This is a genomic window from Mycolicibacterium houstonense (assembly GCF_900078665.2).
Taxonomy (GTDB): Bacteria; Actinomycetota; Actinomycetes; order Mycobacteriales; family Mycobacteriaceae; genus Mycobacterium; species Mycobacterium houstonense.
The window spans coordinates 5,126,513-5,145,230 of sequence record NZ_LT546207.1 but is presented as its reverse complement, the minus strand read 5'-3'; the positions used below and the strand labels follow the sequence as shown (position 1 = coordinate 5,145,230).

Below are 18,718 nucleotides of genomic sequence, written 5' to 3'. Positions count from 1 at the left end.
CTGTGGCACCGGCACCAGACCGGCACGGTCGGCCGCATAGAACTGCAATTGCGCTATCTGCGAGGACACCGTGAAGGCGAACTCGGCGGTGTATTCCTCCCAGCCTCCTGGGCCGAGCGCCGCCAGTTGCTGCGCGATCGGCTCCAGCAGCCGCGACGCTTCTTCGGCGATGGCCTCGTCCGCCGCGGCGGGGTCAGCGCGGGAATCCGAGTCCGCGGGAGCCGGTTCGACGACGGTGAAATCGGCGATCGCGCTCGGGCTGTCGCCGGCCGCGGCGTTGAACTGCTTCTCGAACTCGGCCATGAAGGCCGCTTCGTCGGCGATACCGGGAGCCGGAGCCGTCGCGCGTTCGGTGGCACTGAACTGATCACGGGCCTGCTGCGGCGGGATCGATGACGACACCTCCTCGATCCGTCCCGAATCACCTACCAGGAAGGTGGACCGTCCCACCGGGATGTCGAGGAAGGCCATCGGATCGCTTTCGTCGACCTCGACCGGGGCGTACACGCTCCAGCCGGTATCGAACCGATCCGCCGCGAGTCCGTCCGTCGGGTAATCCAGCCCACGCGAGCGGATCCAATCCGCGACCAACGAGATTGCCTGTGCCGCTTCCATTGCGTCTACCTTCCCTCTCGTTCAGCTTCGATGACGTCGGCGAGCGTGGAGCGCTCCGCCTGGTGACGTGCCAGCAACTGGGCGCTGAATTCGGTCCAGGCCGCATCCTGCTCCGGCGTCATTTGGGCACCGTTGACCTCGGATTCGACATCCGGATGAAGCTCCAGGAATTGGTTGAACAGCGCACCCATCTCGCGGCTGTGCTTGCGGTTGAGTTCGATCCGTCGGGGGTCCATGCCTACTCCTCGTCACCGTCGTACAGCGCCAGCTGGTCGAAAACCACCAACGCCACCCGGTCTGGATCATCGGTCGGGTGTACCCGCAGCGTGTGGTGCGGGTTCGGAGCATCGTCCACGATGATCACGTTCTCGATCCCGGCCGGCAGGTTAGCCGGCCAGTCGATCTCGTCAGTGGGTTCCTCGACCAGCACCCGGGCGCGCTTACCGCGCAGCCCGGACTGGTCGTGGCGCAGCGGCGTGTACCGCTCGTCGGTCATGTCGGCTCCTCGCGCGAGCGCTCGTCGTTCGTCATGTGCTGTCCTCCTCGGTACCTGGGAGCGGCAGGTCGGTCGGGCCCCGCATCGGGGGCAACTCGGGCGGGTTGTCCGGGTCGATGCCGAGTTCTGCGTTCACACTGCCACGGCTGCGGGTGGAGCTGGCAACGATGGCCTCGTAGATCTCGTCGCCGACACGTCCCTTGGCGCGGTTTCGTTCCACCAGCTCGTCGAACGTGGGATTCGGTTCGTTGGCATTCAGCCAGTCGGCCAGTTCCCGGTTCTCCATCAAGGACCGGGTCCAGCTGCGGATGGTCGCCCGCATCCCGTACATGGTCCTGGCTCGTTCCTCGGCGCTCACACCGTCGCGTAGCAGCTGGTCCCGAAGCTCGCGCATTCGGAGCTCGAAGGTGGTGTAGACGGTACGGGTCTCCTCGTCGGACAGGGTTCCCGCCGCGTAATGACTGTGGGTGGCGCCGTCGATGATGGCTTGGTAGACGGCATCGCCCGAGAGTCCCTTCCCTTCATAGCGGGCTACGAGGTCCTCGAACGACGGATTGCTCTCGTTGGCCGACAGCCATTCGGCGGCGGGCCGGTTCTCCATGAGTTCACGGGTCCAGGCTCGAAGTGAGCCGCGCAGACCGGACAGGGTCTCGGCCCGGTCCTCGATACTCACCCCGTCGCGGGTCATCTGCTCGTTGAGTGCGCGCATTCCGAGCTCGAATTGCGAATACACCGCGCCGGTCTCGATGTCGGACAGGCTGCCCGGGGCGAGACGGCTGTGCGTTGCGGTCTCGATGATCGCCTCGTAGACCGCGTCAGCCGTCAGTCCCCGCTCCTCGTTGCGGGCGACCAGCTCCGCGAAGGTGGGGTTCGACGTGTTGGCGGCGAGCCAATCCGCGGCCACCCGATTGTTCATCAGTCCATACGCCCACGACCGCAGGGCATTCCGGGCCTCGGTCAGCTGGCGGGCACGCTCCTCCGCGGTGACACCGTTGCGCAGGAGTTCGTCGTTGAGAGCGCGCAGCCGATCTTCGCCGCCGGCGAATGCCGTGATCGCCTGCCCCTCGGACAGGGTGCCCGGCGCGTGATGCGGCAGGCCCAGCGCGGCGAGCGGGTCAACGGGCGCCGACGGCAGGTACTTCACGAGGTCGATCGAGCTGTGTTCCAGCAGGCGTCGGCCGAGATCGGGCTCTTCCTCGGTGGCAAGTACAGCCAGATCGATGGGCTCGGGAAACCTCGGATGACCGATTTCCAGACGCTCCATCATCTCGTCGAGCTCGACCTCGCCCTCGGCGCTCACCTGGTTCCGCAGGTCTTCCGCCCGCATCTTGATCTGATCCAAGGCGCCTTGGAGATGGTAGAGATCAGGACCCCAGGTGAACCCGCGGCGCGCCCAGGCATTGCTGCCCTGCCAATCGGATGTCAGTTCGACGCGGTCAACACCGTTGCGGACGAAGAACGGCTCGAGTTTCGCCAGCATCGCCTTGGAGAACCCGAGACCGCGGTACCCAGGTTCGAGCGTCACGAGACCGTTGTACGCGACCAGTTTGCCTTCATCATCGCGGTTGAATGACCAGTCGAGCGCACCGATTTCGGTTTCGCCATCAAAGATCACACCCGATATGGCGACCATGTCACTGCCCGGTACCGCCGTGGCTTCGAGTTCTACCCGGAACGGCCCGTACACACCCGACAGGTCATCGGCGAGCTGTTGTCCACGCTGAGGATCGGGGTTGTCAACGAGCTCTGCAAGTTGTCTACTCGGCGGGAGTTCTGGGTCATCCGGTAGCCCTCGCACGTCACCGACGGCTTGGGCACCGGCCAGTTGTGACGACGGGTCATTCAGTGGCGCAACGGCATTGCCGTGCTCGTCCAGATAGCCCACCGCGGTGCGATCCACGGCGGCCTGCCCCCAGTGCGGCGGCCAACCCGAGTGCCGCCCGGTGCGCGTGTCGATCAGATGGATCTCGCCGCCGTCATTGACGGCGAGGTAGGCATGCCCGCCCTGCCGCACCCCGGCCCAGCGCGAGGTCAGCACCGCCGACGAGCCCGGCCCCAACTGCGCCAGCCTCTCGGATACCTCCGCGTAGGTCGCGAAATCGGCACGTGATCCCACCGCTTCGTACAGTGAGCGCGCCGGCACCCCCGTCGCGGTGACCGGGGTATCAAATTGGATGTCACGCCCGTACCTCTGCGATACCGCATCGGCGACGCCGTAGGCGCAGTTGTCCGCCGGATCGGCATCAGGCAATCGCAGATCCTCGAGTTGCACCGAGCGCGCGGCGGCCGGATCCCGAACCTTGGTCTCCTGACCCGCCTCCGACACCACGCTGCGGTGGCTTTCGAATCCGACCCGCTCGGTGTGCCCGGTGGCGATCCGTCCGAAGTTGGCGAGCGACTCATTGCGCACGCCGGCGTCCTTGTCGACGAACTTGTAATAGAAGTTGTGAATGTCGTAGTCGCCCGCTCGGGTCATCACCACCAGCGGGAATTCGGCGGTGATTCGTTGTGCACCAAAGAAGTCCATCGACGGGTCGACACCGTATCCATCGAGGAAGTCCCCTCGTGCACCTGGAGCTGAACCCCCGTGCCAGGTAAACGTGTCTGTAGAGGACGACGCGACATAGACGTCGATGTCCGGGCCGAATTGCCGTGCGTGGTCCATCGGTCCCAGCCCTGGCGATCCGAACAAGGTCACGGTGCGGACCTCACCGCCCAACCGGCCCTGGTCGCCGGCGTAGCCGGCGACCGTGGATCCCTGGCAAAGTCCGAATACGTGATTGTTGTTGAAGCGCAAGCCGTCTGACCAGGCATCGCGGCCGGCGTTGAACCCGCTGATGTCGCTGTGGAGGTACTCGCCGCCGGCCTGGGCCGCATCATCGGCCATCGTGTCGTACCCGATCCAGGTCATCGAGGCCGCCGACGCGGTGGGATTCTCCAGCAGAACCGACATCGCATGGTTGAGCGCCGATCCCATACCGGGGCCGAGTTCCTGGATGGTCATGCCTCGACCGGGGATGTGCCACGACACGGATTCCGCGCGGTACGGATCGACGCCGAATCCGATGACCGCGACGCCTGCGCCGTGATGGGCATCGGGGTCGAACCGCAGCAGGTGGGGACCGTCGATACCCGCCCGCCGCGCGGCATCGGTGGCCCGCTCCAAAGCATCCCCGACGGCCTTGGCACGCAACATCTCCAGGTGCCGTTCCCAACCAAGGCGAACGCCACTTTCGAGCTTGGCCTGCAGCTCACGCCCCTTGGCCAGCCAGTCCTGCATGGCGCGGGAATTCGCCTCGTGGGCGGTCATCGGCGGGATGCCTTCGGCGTTGCCGATCTGCGCCGGATACGTCTCGATCAATGCCTGCCGCTGGTCGCCCCTCAGTCCTTGCCACCAAGCCGCGTTGGCCTGGGCCCGTTCCACTGCCAGCTGCGCGTCCCCGGCGGGACGTACCAGCTCTGCGGCTTCTACGGCCGGGCTCCGTTGCGCCAGCGCCGCATCGGCCAACTGCGCCGGGGATGCGGGCTCACCGGGCAATTCCTGGACGTCGCCCACGGATTCGGCCGTGCCCAGCCGCAGCGGAACATCGTGCAACGGATTGATCGCATCGCCATTGGCGTCGAGATAACCCACCGCCGTGCGGTCGACGGCGGCCTGACCCCAGTGCGGTGGCCAACCCGAACGTCGGCCACCGTCTAGCAGATAGATCTCGCCGCCGTCGTTGACCGCCAGGTAGGCATGACCGCCGCTGTGTCCGCCGTGCCATCTGGACGTGAGCACCGCCGATGCGCCGTCACCGAGCTGTCGCAACGTCTCGGCCACTTGGTCGTAATTGGCGAAACGCGAAGCCGAACCGACGGCTTCGTACAGAGCCCGGGCCGGTACGCCGGTGCGGGTGGGTTCCGCGGCCACGCGGAATTCGCGACCGTATCTCTCCGACAACGCATCGGCGGTTTCGTGTGCGCAGTTCTGTGGGGATGCTTGCAGGTCTCCGCTGGACAGGCTGGGCAGGTACTTGACGAAGTGCACCGATGTGTTGTCGAGCAACTTTCGACCCAGTTGGGGTTCCGCACTGGTGGCGAGGACCGCGAGGTCGATGGGCTCAGGCAAGCGCGGGTGGCCGGCTTGCAGGCGCTCCACGATCTGGTCGAGCACTGCCTGCGACTCGGTATCGACCTGGCCGCGCAGGTGACGCGCGGCGTCCTTGATGTCATTCAGCGACTCGAAGAGATGGTACTGATCGGTGGTCCAGGTGAAACCCGCACGCGCCCAGGCGTTGCTGCCCTGCCACTTGGACACCAACTCGATCCGATCGACGCCGCATCGCGCGTAATACCGTTCCAGTTCGGAGGTCAGCGCTTTCGAGAAATCGCGCCCACGGTACTCGGTGTCCTCGATTCTCACGATGGTGTTCTCGACGACCAGGTTTCCGTCGTCGTCACGTGAGAACTTCCGGGACACATAGCCGATTCCGGTGTCCCCGCTGCGGATCAGTCCGGACAGCGACACGCTTTCGCCCGGGATGGTGCGTTCGACCGAGAACTCGACCTGATACGGCCCGTACATCCCCGACAGATCCTCGGCGAGCTGGCGGGCGTCCTGGCGGTCGTAGCTGTCGACTACTTCCGCCAGGTGATCGGCGAAGGAAGTGTCGGCCCGGCGGGTGGCGGGATCCTGATTCCGATATTCCTGCTGTCCGGCCAGGAACTCAGCGCCCTCTGGGTAGCCCTGCACGTCCCCGATCGCGTCGCCGGCATCGGGGTCTAGGTACCTGACGGCATGCCAGTTGGTGTTGGTCAGGAGCCTGCGGCCCAGATCGGGATGACCGGGAGCGGCCAGGCGGGCCAGATCGACGGGATCCGGCAGGCGCGGATGGTCGGGGTCCAGCCGCTGCACGACCTCATCGAGAACCGCCTGCGCTTCGGGGCCGAGCTGTGGCCGCAGCCGTTGAGCCGAGGTCTTGATGCTGTTCAGCGACTTTTGCAGGTTCGCGAGTTCCGGTGCCCAGCTGAAACCCCAACTGGCCCAAGCATATGCACCATCCCAGGCAGCTTCCATCTCGATCCGGTCGACGCCCGAGTGCGCGTAAAACGGCTCCAGCTGTTTGGCCAGGGCCTTGGAGAATCCCTTTCCTCGATGGGATGCGCTGGTGATCTCGATCATCCCGTGGAAGGCGACCAGATTGCCATCGGAGTCCCGGCGATAGGACCAGTAGATGTGCCCGACCTGTTTGCCGTCACTGAAGATGTAACCGGCGATACCCGTGGCCTCATCAGGGACCCGCTGCAGCTCGACGCGGAACGCGCCGTAGCGACCGGAGAGGTCCTCGGCCAATTGCTGCACCCGCTGCGGGTCGGCGGAATTGTCCACCACGTCGCCCACCGGTTCGGCGTATCGGCTGTCGGCCTGCCGGGTGGCGGGATCCTGATTCCGGTATTCCTGCTGTCGGGCCGAAAAATCGCTGTCCCGGGGGTGGCCCCGCACGTCACCGACCGTGTCGGCGGCGCCGAATGCCTGCTGCGAGGAACTGCGCTGTATGGGTTGCACCGGGTCGCCGTTGGCGTCGAGGTATCCGACCGCGGTGCGGTCGACGGCATGCTGTCCCCAGTGCGGTGGCCAGCCCGAGCGTTGTCCGGTGTGCGGATCGACCAGATAGATCTGCCCACCGTCCTTGACCGCCAGATAGGCGTGGCCGCCCTGCCTTCCCCCGGCCCACCGCGAGGTCAATAGCGCCGATGAACCGTCGGGCATCTGACGCAGGGTCTGCGCCACCTCGTCGTACGTCGCGAACTGGGCGCGCCCACCGACCGCTTGAAACAGCGACCAGGCCGGTACCCCGGTACGCGAGGGTGCGACCGCCACCCGGTACTCGCGGCCATATCTGGAGGACAGCTCGCCGGCCACGTCGTGGGCGCAGTTCTGGCCCGGCGCCAGCGGATCACCACCGTCGAGGTACCTGACCGCATACCAGGTCGAGCCTTCCAACAGCCGGCGACCGAGTTCGGGTACCTCGTTGGTGCTCAGCGACGCGATCTCCACCGGCTCCGGCAGATCGGATCTTTCCGGGTCCAGGCGCTGAACCATCTCGTCGAGGACGGCGCGGCTGTGATCGTCGAGCCCAGGTGCCAGCTCGCGCGCTGACGCCTTGATGTCGTCGAGGGACGCTTGCAGTTGGTGGGGGTCCCAGGTGAAGCCCCGCCGGGCCCACACGTGTGCGCCATCCTGCTGTGCTTCGAGCTCGATCCGGTCGATCCCGGCACGCGTGTAGAAGCGCTCAAGTTCCGACGAAAAAGCCGTGGAGAACCCCTTGCCGCGGAATCGCGGCTGATCGATGACCACGCCGGTGTGGTGTGCGACCAGGTTTCCCGACGCATCGCGCCTGAACATCCGCTCGACAGAACCGATTTCGACCGCGCCGGCGAAGATCGAGCCGTTGAGCACGACGCCCCGCGGGTTCTCGTAGGCCTGGAACTCGACGCGGTATGGTCCATAGACGCCGGAGAGATCCTCGGCGAGCCGCTGCGCCTGGGCGGGATCGCGGTTGTCCACGACCTCGCCCAGCGGTTCGGTGTGGCGGGCGTCGACCTGCCGGGTGGCGGGATCCTGCGCTCGGTATTCGGGGAGGCCCTGTACGTCACCGATCGCATCGGCGGCACCGAGGTACTTGACGCCGCTCCAATAGGTATCGGTGAGCAGGTCACGGCCCAGATGCGGTTCCTGGCCCGTGGTCAACGCCGCCAGGTCTATGGGTTCCGGTAGATCCGGCCGACCCGGATCGAGTCGCTGCACGACGTCGTCGAGCAGCGCCTGTGCCTCGGGACTGACCTGGTCGCGCAGCCTGACGGCCGCATTGCGGACGTTGTCCAGTGAGCTCTTCAGCTTCGCCGGATCCGGGTTCCAGCTGAAACCCTGTCGGGCCCAGGCGTAGCCGCCGTCCTGCTCGGTGCGCAGTTCGATCCGGTCGACGCCTGAGATCGCATAGTACTGCTCCAGTTGGGCAGTCAGCGCCTTGGAGAAACCCTTGCCCCGGAAGGCCCGGTCCGGGATCTCCACCACATTCTGATGGGCGACCAGGTTGCCGTCGCGGTCGCGGAGGTAGGTCTGCTGAGTGAAGCCGATCTCCTCGTCACCGCTGAAGATCAGACCGCCGATGATGACGTCACCGGTCTGCTCATCAGCGATAGCCCGGAAAACCTCGACTCGGTACGGGCCATAGACGCCGGAAAGGTCTTCGCCGAGCCGGCGGACCTGATCCGGGTCCAAACTGTCGACGATCTCACCCATGGGTTGGGCATAACTGGTGTCAACCTTGCGGGTGGCGGAATCCTGGGCGCGATATTCCTGCTGCCTGGCCGCGAAATCGTCGGTCGCCCGTTGGCCCCGGACATCTCCGATGCCGTCGGCGACGCTGAGCGAAACATGCAGTGGCGCTTGAGGGAGCGGACGCACCGCGGCGCCGTCGGCGTCGAGGTAACCGACCGCGGTTCGGTCCACCGCCTGCTGGCCCCAATGGGGCGGCCACCCTGACCGCTTTCCGGTGTGTGGGTCGACCAGATAGATCTGCCCGCCGTCGTTGACCGCGAGATACGCGTGGCCGCCCTGGCGTCCTCCGGCCCAGCGCGAGGCCAACACTGCCGACGAGCCGTCGCCGAGATCGTGCAGCGTCGCGGCCACCTCGTCGTAGGTCGCGAACTGGGCGGTTGATCCGACGGCCCGGAACAGCGACCAGGCCGGAACCCCGGTGCGCGAGGCCTGCATGTCCACTCGGAAGGGCCGCTCGTACCGCTGCGTCAGCTCCGCGGCGACGCCGTGCGCACAGTTCTGCCCCGAGGACTGCCCTCCGCCGAGCCCGAGCCAGCGTTGCAGCCGGGACATCAACCCGGTGTTCGGCTGAACGCGATCCTCGGCAACCGGCATGTGACGGATGAAGTTGACTTCGGTGTTGCGCAACAGTTGCCGGCCCAGTTCGGGCTCGGCCGCGGTGGCCAGGGTGGCCACCTCGAAGGGCTCGGGCAGCCGCGGGTGGCCAGGTTCGAGCCGGGCCACCATGTCCGCCAGCACCGCGCGCCCCTCCGGGCTGAGGCTCGGTGCCAGACGGGCGGCCGCACTCTTGATGCTGTCCAGCGAACCGGCCAGTCGGTGTGGTTGCGGATCCCAGGTGAATCCCCTGCGCGCCCACGCATTACTGCCGGCGTCATGGGACTTCAGCTCGATGTAGTCGACGCCGGAGTCCACGTAGTAGCGCTCGAGCTCGGCGGTCAACGCCTTCGAGAAGCCCTGACCACGCAGGTGCGGGGAGTCCCCTTCGATCACCAGACCGGTGTGATAGGCGACGAGGTTGCCTGCACTGTCTCTGTCGAACTGTCGCTGAATGGTCCCGATCTTGGTGTCGCCGTTGAAGATCTCACCGGTCAGCACGACGTCACCGGGCAGGTTCTCGTCGGCGCTCAGCTGAATACGGTAGGGACCGTACCGGCCGGACAGGTCCTCGGCGAGCCTGCGGACCCGGGCCAGATCCGAGGCGTTGTCGACCACGTCGCCCAGGGGCTCGGCGTAGCGGGTGTCCACCGGCCGCGTCGCCCGGTCTTGTGCCCGGTATTCGGCTTGCCGCTGTGCGAAGTCGGGATCGTCGCGGTGTCCGCGTACCTGGCCGACCTCATCGGCTGCGGTGAGCCTCAGCGGGGCATCGACAGCGCTGCGCCCCACCGGTTTTCCGGTGGGGTCGAGGTATCCGACCGCGGTGCGGCTCACCGCCTCCTGTCCCCAGTGCGGTGGCCACCCCGTGCGCCCGCGGTGCGAGTCGACGAGTTGGATGTCCCCGCCCACATTGACCGCGAGGTAGGCATGCCCGCCACCGCGCCCGCCGCTCCACCGCGACGCCAGCACGGTCGACGACCCGTCGCCGAGTTCACGCAGGCGCTGCTCGACCTCGGCGTAGGTGGCGAACGTCGCATCGGTCCCGACCGCTTCGAACAACGCGCGGGCCGGGACGCCGCTGCGTGTCGGTTGGGTTGGGAGTCGCACTTCACGGCCGTACATCGCTGACAATTCCGCGGCGACACCTTGAGCACAGTTCTGGCCAGTTCGCCACGGCAGGTTCCAGATTCGACGCACCGACGACCCGGCGGCGGGCTCCACGGTATGCCGGCCCTCCACGGTCCGGTGCGGCTCGACCGTGACCCGGTCGGAGTGGCCCGACGCGATCCGACCGAGATTGACCAGCGATTCGCTGCGGCCCGACGACGGGGTGTGCAGGAAGTAGGCGTGGTGGGTGCCACCGGTGAGCAGGCGATTCAGCCCAGACGGGAACTCGGCGGTGACGCGCACCGCACCGAACGAATGCATGGCGGGATCGACACCGAGGCCCAATCCCAGGACCCGGCCAGAAGATTCGGATGTGCGGCCCCCGAGCGCGGTGACCACATCCCGCGAGGAGGATGCCGCGAAGACGTTGTCCGCCCCGATGCCGAACTCGGACGCTTGGGTGATCGGTCCGACCCCGGGCGATCCGACCAGGGTGACGGTGCTGACGTGATCGCCGAGCCGCCCGTCGCGACCCGCGTAACCGGTGGTGGTCGACCCGTACGAATAGCCGAAGACGTGATTGCCGGTGAAAGCCTGTCCATCGCTGGTTGTTTGGTGCACCGCATTGAAGGCGCTGATGTCGCTGTGGAGGATGTCGCCGCCCGTGCGTGCGAACCGGTGGCCGACGGCGCGCCAGATTTTCCGGCCGCTCGGCGCGTCGTAGCCGATCCAGGCGATCGATGCGGCCTTGAGCTCGGGATTCTCCGCACGCACCGACTGCAGGTGATTGAGCGCCGAGTGGCTGTAGAAGCCGAGCAGGGAGTGCATCGTGGTCTGCACACCCGGCACGTGCCAGGACACCGAGTTCGCCGAATACGGGTCATGCCCGAAACTCAGCAGAACACGTCCGTCGCCGCCGAATTCCTGAGGATCGAACGCCAGCAGCAGCGGGCCGTCTTCCCCGGCGCGCACGGTGTCGGCCCGGGCCTTGTCCAGTGCGCGATCCAACTGGTCGATCTTCGCCAGGAATTTGCGTTCGGCGCGGGTCGGCCGGTCGAACTCGTCGATCTTGGTCTGGATCCGATCGGCACGGTCGCGAAGCTCCTGCAGCACATTGCGATTGGCCGCATCACGGGCCGCCGCCGGGATCCCTTCGGCGTTCCCGATGTGCTGGGGATAGGTCTCGATCAACGCCTGCTGCTGTGTCTCGGACAGACCGGCCCACCAGGTGGCGTTGTTCCTGGCGCGGGCAGCGGCCTCCTCGGGCACCCCGAGCGGATTGCGCAATTCGTCCGGCCGCACCGCCGGTGTGCGCTGCGCCAAGGCGTCATCGGCAATCGTCTGGTCAGCGCTCTGGGTGCGATCACCCTGGACGTGGCCGACCGCCTCGGCATCGAGCAGTTGCCTGCGGGTGTTGCCGTCCAGCGGATTGACGGGGGCGCCGCCGGCGTCGAGGTACCCGACGGCGGTGCGCTTGACGGCATCCCGCCCCCAGTGCGGCGGCCAACTCGAGCGTCGACCGGTGTGCGGGTCGAGCAGGTAGATGGTGCCACCGTCGTTGACCGCGAGATAGGCGTGGCCGCCCTCCCCCCGGCCGCGCCAACGGGAGGCCAGCACGGCCGACGAACCCGGGCCCAATCGCTGGAGGGTGGCCTCGACGTCGGAGTAGGAAGCGAATCGGGCGGTCGATCCGACCGCCTCGAACAGGCTCCGGGCGGGCACTCCTCGCGGCGAGATGGGAGCGTCGACGGTGATGTCGCGCCCGTAGCGGACCGACAGCTCCTCGGCGACGGCGTAGGCACAGTTGGTGCTGCGCAAGAAGTTCGGGTTCCAGCGGTTGCGGCCGTGGACCGAGTGGTGGGCGGCCGGATCGTCGGCCAGCCGCAGCGGACGCCCGAGCGCCGGTTCGACGGTCTGCTCTCGCGTCCCACCGACCACCGGCCGCCGGCGTTCATCGAGGGTGCGGTGGCCTTCGGTGTCGACCTGGTTCGCGTGGCCCGCCGCGATCCTTCCGAAGTTGGTCAGCGACTCGCTCCGGATTCGGAGGGTGCCCGGGTCCAGGTAGGACCAGTACAGGCTGTGAGTCATTCGCGACCCGGCCCCCATGTGGTCGCGTGCCGCGGGGAATTCGGCGGTGATCCGGCGGGCCTCGAAGATGTCCATCGCCGGGTCGATGCCCTGACCCATCTGCCGGATCGTCCGGCCGCGGTCACCCCGGCGCTCGCCCCCGAGTCCGGTGGTGCGGTCCCGCGAGGACGCCGCCACGAACACGTTGTCCCCGATACCGAAGTCGGCCGCGGTCTGGAGCGGCCCGGCCCCGGGCGAGCCGATCAGCGTGATGGTCCGCACGTGATCGGCCAACCGGCCCCGGAATCCGGCGTGGCTGACCGTCGTCGACCCGTAGGAGTGCGCGAACACGTGGTTGCCACTGAAATGGCTACCGTCCCCGGTGAATACGTCCCGGCCGACGTTGAACGACGCGATATCACTGGCGAAGATCTGCCCGCCGTTCCGCGCCATCCGCTGGAACCCGACCCGCGGATCCCAACTGCCCGGGGCCTGGTAACCGATGTAGGTGATCGAGGCCGCCGACAGCCCCGGGTTCTCCTGCAGGGTGGACTGCAGGAGGTTGACCGCGCGCATCGTCATCGCCCGCAGCTTGCCGATCGTGGTCGTCATCCCCGGCACGTACCAGGAGACCGACTGCGCGGTATACGGATCGGCGCCGAAGCTCACGATCGCACGTCCCACCCCGCCGAAGGCCTGCGGATCCAGCGCCAAGAGGAACGGTCCGTCGACATTGAGCCTGGTGGCGTTGCGTTGTGCCGAACGCAGACCCGACTCGATGTCGTGCATCAGATCGATGTAGTTCGATTCGAACTTGCTGAGCGCAACGCCGTTCTCGCGGCGCGACAACAGGAGATCGCGGTGATCCAGATAGCGGCGCAGCATCCGCGAATTCGCATCATGCCGGGCCTTCGGCGGAATGCCCTCGGCATTTCCCACCTCGTGTGGATACGTCTTGATCAACGCCTGCCGCTGGGCCTCCGACAAACCGGCCCACCAGTGCGCGTTCGCCCGCGCCCGGTCCACCGCCTGATCCACCGGCACCCGGTGATCGGCCGGGCTCATCAGATCGGCGGCTTTGATTCCTCTCTCCGCCAATGCCACATCGGCCACCACCCGGTCCGGCACGGCCGTCTGCTCGACATCGGTGGTCTCCGCTGCCGGCAGTTCCTGCGCCGCGCGGGCGACGTCCGTCGTGTCGTCGACGGGCACCTGGGCTTCGGAAACCTCCGCAGGTGAATTCCGGAAGCGCGGATTCCAGAAGTGCCGACCCTCCACGGAGTGGTTGGCGGTGGGATCGTCGGTCAGCCGTAGCGGACGTCCGGTCGCGGGTTCGACCGTCTGCTCGCGGGTACCACCGAGCAGCCACCGACGCCGCTGATGCAGGGTGCGGTGACCCTCGGTGTGTACCTGGTCCGCGTGGCCGGCCGCGATTCGACCGAAGTTGGCCAGCGATTCGCTGCGCACCTGGAGAGTCCCTGGATCCATGTAGGCCCAGTACAGGCTGTGCGTCATCCGCGAACCGGCGCCCCGATGATCAAGGGCGACAGGGAATTCCGAGGTGATGCGGCGGGCACCGAAGATGTCCATCGCCGGGTCGATGCCCTGGCCCATGCGCCGGATCATGCGCCCCCGGTCGCCGGCATGCTCGCCGCCGAGGCCGGTGGTCTGGTCCCGCGAGGACGCCGCGACGAACACGTTGTCGCCGATACCGAAATCGGCCGCGGTCCGCAGCGGTCCGGCCCCGGGCGAACCGATCAGCGTGATGGTCTGGACCTGATCGGCCAGCCTGCGGCCGTGGCCGGCATGGCTGACCGTGGTCGAACCATACGAGTGCGCGAACACATGATTGCCACTGAAATGGCTACCGTCCCCGGTGAATATGTCGCGGCCGGTGTTGAACGAGGCGATGTCACTGGCGAAGATCTGCCCGCCGTTTCGCGCCATCCGCTGGAATCCGACCCGAGGATCCCAACTCCCGGGCGGTTGGTAACCGAGGTAGGTGATCGAGGCCGCCGACAGATCCGGGCTCTCCTGCAGCGTCGATCGCAGCTGGTTGAACCCGCGGCGCATGATGGTGCCGAGCCGCTCGATCGTCGTCGTCATCCCCGGCACGTACCAGGACACCGACTGCGCGGTATACGGATCGGCGCCGAAGCTCACGATCGCACGGCCCACCCCACCGAAGGCGTCCGGGTCCAGCGCCAGCAGGTACGGTCCGCCGATTCCGTGCCGGACCGCGTTCCGCTCGGCGGTGCGCAGCGCGGACTCGATGTCGTCCATCAGCTTGATGAACTTCTCCTGCGCTTCGGTGAGGGCGATCCCGTTGTCCCGCTGCGACACCATAAGGTCGCGGCGGGCGGCGTTGCGCTCCAGCATGATCGAGTTCGCCTGGTGACGCGCCAGCGGCGGGATACCTTCGGCGTTGCCGAGCTCGAACGGGTACGTCTCGATCAGAGCCTGTCGCTGAGCCTCCGACAAACCTGCCCACCAGTGCGCATTCGCCCGCGCCCGATCCACCGCCTGATCCACCGAGACTCTGTGATCGGCCGGGCTCATGATGTCCTTGGGCTTGACGCCCCGCTCGTCCAGCGCTTCGTTCGCGATCTCGCGCGGCGTGCGGGTGTCGAGTTCGGCTGTCGCCTGCACCTCGGACTGCCAACGCGGATTCCACGGGCGCCGGGTCTCGCGGTCGCCCTGGGTACTGGTCTCCCCCTCGAGTCGCAGCGGCCTGCCCGCCGCGGGCTCCACCGTGCGTTCTCGTGTACCGAAGTATCTCCGCGGCTGTGTGTCGACCGTTCGGTGCGTGTCGGTGTCGATCCGATCGGCGTGCCCGGCGGCGATCCGGCCGAAGTTGGCCAGCGATTCGCTGCGCACCCCAGCGGTGCGGTCGGCATACCGGTAGTAGGAGTTGTGGGTTCCCCGACTCCGGGCGCGATCCATATCCGAGGAGAACTCGGCCGTGACCCGCTGGGCCCCAAAGGTGTTCATCGCCGGGTCGGCGCCCAGTCCGAGACCGAAAATGCGCCCGGCCGAACCGGGGTTGCGGCCACCGAGTGCGGTGAACGGATCCCGTGACGAGGAGGCGACGAAGACGTTGTCGCCGATGCCGAAATCAGCTGCCGCACGCACCGGTCCGGTACCCGGTGAGCCGATCAACGAGATGGTGCGGACATCGTTGGCCAACCGCCCGTCCCGGCCCGCGTAGCTGGTCGCCGTGGTGCCATAGGAATGGGCAAATACGTGGTTTCCGCTGAAATGACTGCCGTCGCCGGCAAGCGTGTCGCGCGCCGCATTGAAGGCGCGAATATCGCTGTACAGGATCGCGCCGCCCTCGCGGGCCAGCGTGTGCCCGGCTGCGCGCCAGCTGCTCAGACCACTCGGGGTGTCGTAGCCGATCCACGCAATCGAGGCGGCGCTGACCTCCGGATTCTCCTTCGTGGTGGATTGCAGGTGGTTGAGCGCGTCGCCCATGAAGGCGCCGACCTGATCGATCGTGATGCCCTGGCCCGGCACATGCCAGGAAACCGAGTCCGCACGGTACGGGTCGGCGCCGAAGCTGACCACCGCGCGACCGTCCCCACCGAATGCGGTGTGGTCGAATGACAAGAGCTGTGGCCCGCCCAGACCGGACTGCTGTGCCAGCTGTTCGGCTCGGGTAAGCGCCGCGTCGATCTGATCGAGGCGAGCGAGCAACTTGCTCTGGCTGCGGCTCAGCCGATGCCCGCTGTCGCGCAACGCTTGCAGCTGACTTCTGCTCTCGCTCAGCGAGATGGTATTGGCCCGGTGCCGGGCCGACGCCGGGATGCCCTCGGCGTTGCCAATGTGCTGCGGGTAGGTCTCGATCAGTGCGAGCTGCTCGGCACCGGTCAACTGTGACCACCAGGCCGCATTGCTACGGGCCCGGGCGTCGGCGGCCTCCATCATGCCCAGCGGGTTGCGCACTCCGTCGATCTGAACCGGCGGGATGCGCCGTGCCAGCGCGGAGTCCGCCACCATGCTCTGGGGCACCACGCTGCGCCACCGCTCACCGGGCGCGGTGTCACCGTCGTTGTTCCGGTCCGGAGTCGGATCGCCTTGCGGCGGATGCCCCTGCACATCGCCCACAGCAGCTGCCGCCACCAACTGTTGCGGACGCCCCTGGAACGGGTCGACGGCTCGTCCGCTCGAGTCGAGATATCCTACGGCTGTACGCAATACGGCGTCCTGCCCCCACCCGGGCGGCCACGGCGAACGGCGACCGGTGTTCGGGTCTTCAAGGAAGAGCTGCCCATTGTCGTTGACTGCGAGATAGGCGTGGCCACCCTGGTTCGGTCCACCCGACCACGCGGAGACCAGCACGGCCGACGAACCGGGAGCCATCTGCCCGAGCACGCTGTTCACATCGGCGTAGGACGCGAACTGGGCTGCCGAACCGGTGGCCTCGAACAATTGGATGCCGGGCCTGCCCCGTTCCGAGGTGAAAGGGGCAAGCCGGATCTGGCGGCCGTATCTGTTCGACAACGCCTGGGCGACCCGGTCCGCACAATCGTCGGAGCGATCGTCGACCACCGGGACCTGGTCCGCTGTGCCCAGGTCGGACTGATTCGCCGCGGCAACGGCGTCCTGAACCCGCGCCGTCGGCACGCCCGCCGCATCGGAACTTGTCGACGTCGGTGTCGGTGCAGACTTCTCAGACTGGGCATGCGGCGCCGGCGATTTCGAAACTTCCTCGCGGGCCACAGGAGTAGATGTCTTCGCTACGGGGGCAGCCGGTTGCGCCTCGGTTCGTCCGCCCGCTGCCGGCGCGGCAGCGGTCTGCGAGGTCGTGGTCGGTCCCACGTGTGGGGTCGCCTGCGGGGCCGGCGCGGCGGGATCGACCTGAACCGGATCAGCCTGAACCGGCTCGGTCTGGACGGTTTCCGCTTGAGTGGGCTCGGTCGGGACGATCTCGTCCTGGACAGGCTCCGACTGCATGCTGTCGGTGGCCTGCGTGGTATCGCTGGCCAGCGTGGCGTCGGCCGCTGCCGCAGACTCCGCGGTCTCCGCCACCGGCATCGGTGCCGCCGCGGCGTTGTGCTCCTCCGAGAGTTGTGCGTACTGAGTTGTCGCGGTGTCGTTTTCAGGCGCCTGCTGAACGTGATCGTTGCCGGCCGTGGGTTCGGCCGTCTGGATGTCGTCGGCGGTGTCGCTAGTGTCACTGGTGTCGGCCTGCGACTGGTCGGTAACCGAGTCGGCCGATTCGTCCTCGGCCGCGTGCTGGTCGGTGGACCGCTCCTCAGTTGGGGTCTTGCCTGTCGCACTCTGCTTGGCAGTCGACGGATCATGCTGCGCCACAGCATTCTTCGCCGGTCCATTGACCGTGTTGGACGGTGCGGCCTTCGGCGCGGCGGGCGCCGCCGCACTGGGCGTGTTGTCGTTGGCCGGGGTAGTTTCGCTCTCGGTATCGGGTTTGGCCGCGGAGTCGAGGTCGGACGGTCCGTCCGGATCGAGCCCCGTCAGCTCGCCGGTCGGCGCGGTCGGCCCGGATTCCGCAGCCGGGTCGGTATTGTTGGTCTGCGGGTTCGGTGAGGACAGCCCGGCGCCCTTGAGGCCACCGATGCTGGTGGTGGTCGACCCGGCGAGGATCGCGAGCGTGTCGAATTCGCCACCGACAGACATGGTTCCGGCGACGTTGCCGACCACGCCGGCGGTGAACATGACGGTCGCGCCCTTGGTGGCGGCCGTGATTCTGTTGCGCGCGGGCCCGAGTGCGGCACCGACCGGCAGGGCCGAGGCGCCACCGGCTCCTCCACCGACCGTCGAGGCGATGGCAGTCGTCTTGAACCGGTCCCACCGGAAGTCGGCATGCCCGTTCTTGGCCTGGATGCCCTGGACGATGCCCTCTTGTGTCAAACCCTGCGCGAGTTCCTGTCCGGCCTCTCTGATCGAGGCGCGGATCATCTCCCGGCGGAACAGCCGGTTCATCATCGTCCTGCTCAGCAGTTCACGCATCTTGGCGAGCAGGCGCCGCAGCGCGGCCATCACGATCTGTCGGATCGTCAGGACGGTGGTCTGTTCGATGACCGGGATCAGTGCGGTGGATGCGCCGTAGGTCGGACCGGCGTTGGCCAGACACCACGAGATCTCGGCGGCGGCCAGGGCAAGCCCGACGATGATCGACAGCTTGCTGTATTCGATCTCGGTGCCGAAGTTGGTGGCTCCCTCGCCCATTGCGGAAATGCCGGTGACGAGTCTGTCCACGGCGTAGTCACCGTCGAACAGCATGGCGAACTGTTTCTCGGCGGCATCGGCGGTCTCACCGAACAGTACCGACAGCGTCTCTCCACGCACTCTGCTCAGTTCCGGGATGAGTTCCTGGAGCTGTTCGGCCGCGGCCTGATAGTGCTCGCCGATGCGGCGCGTTCGGGTTTCGCTGCCCTGCGGCCACTCACCACCCGCGAGGTATGACACCCATTGGAGGTCGGGAGGGATCTCGATGTCCATAAGCGATTCGGTGTGGCCGTACCCCTATGCGGCCCGCCACCTGAGTGGTG

Annotated in this window: 3 protein-coding genes; all 3 read right to left on the bottom strand. The window is 67.1% G+C overall.

The window, feature by feature from the left end; translation table 11 throughout:
* Window positions 1-620: 620 nt before the first annotated feature.
* Genes BN4332_RS25790 through BN4332_RS25780 form a run of 3 tightly spaced genes read right to left on the bottom strand, consistent with a single transcriptional unit; the run spans window position 621 to window position 18,668 of the window.
* Window positions 621-851: a hypothetical protein gene (locus BN4332_RS25790; protein ID WP_066902295.1), complete on the bottom strand. Its 231-nt coding sequence runs from the start codon at window positions 849-851 to the stop codon at window positions 621-623.
* Between the two features lie 2 nt (window positions 852-853).
* Complete coding sequence (locus tag BN4332_RS25785; RefSeq protein ID WP_066902294.1) at window positions 854-1,111, bottom strand: DUF7161 family protein; 258 nt, start codon at window positions 1,109-1,111, stop codon at window positions 854-856.
* Between the two features lie 31 nt (window positions 1,112-1,142).
* Entirely contained in the window at window positions 1,143-18,668 is a 17,526-nt protein-coding gene (locus tag BN4332_RS25780) for a toxin glutamine deamidase domain-containing protein (protein ID WP_066902293.1), read from the bottom strand.
* Window positions 18,669-18,718 lie beyond the last annotated feature (50 nt).

What these genes read in the sequence shown, in the direction of transcription:
- BN4332_RS25790 (WP_066902295.1), bottom strand. Translation starts at nt 851, where the DNA reads ATGGACCCCCGACGGATCGAACTCAACCGCAAGCACAGCCGCGAGATG.
- BN4332_RS25785 (WP_066902294.1), bottom strand. Translation starts at nt 1,111, where the DNA reads ATGACCGACGAGCGGTACACGCCGCTGCGCCACGACCAGTCCGGGCTG.
- BN4332_RS25780 (WP_066902293.1), bottom strand. Translation starts at nt 18,668, where the DNA reads ATGGACATCGAGATCCCTCCCGACCTCCAATGGGTGTCATACCTCGCG.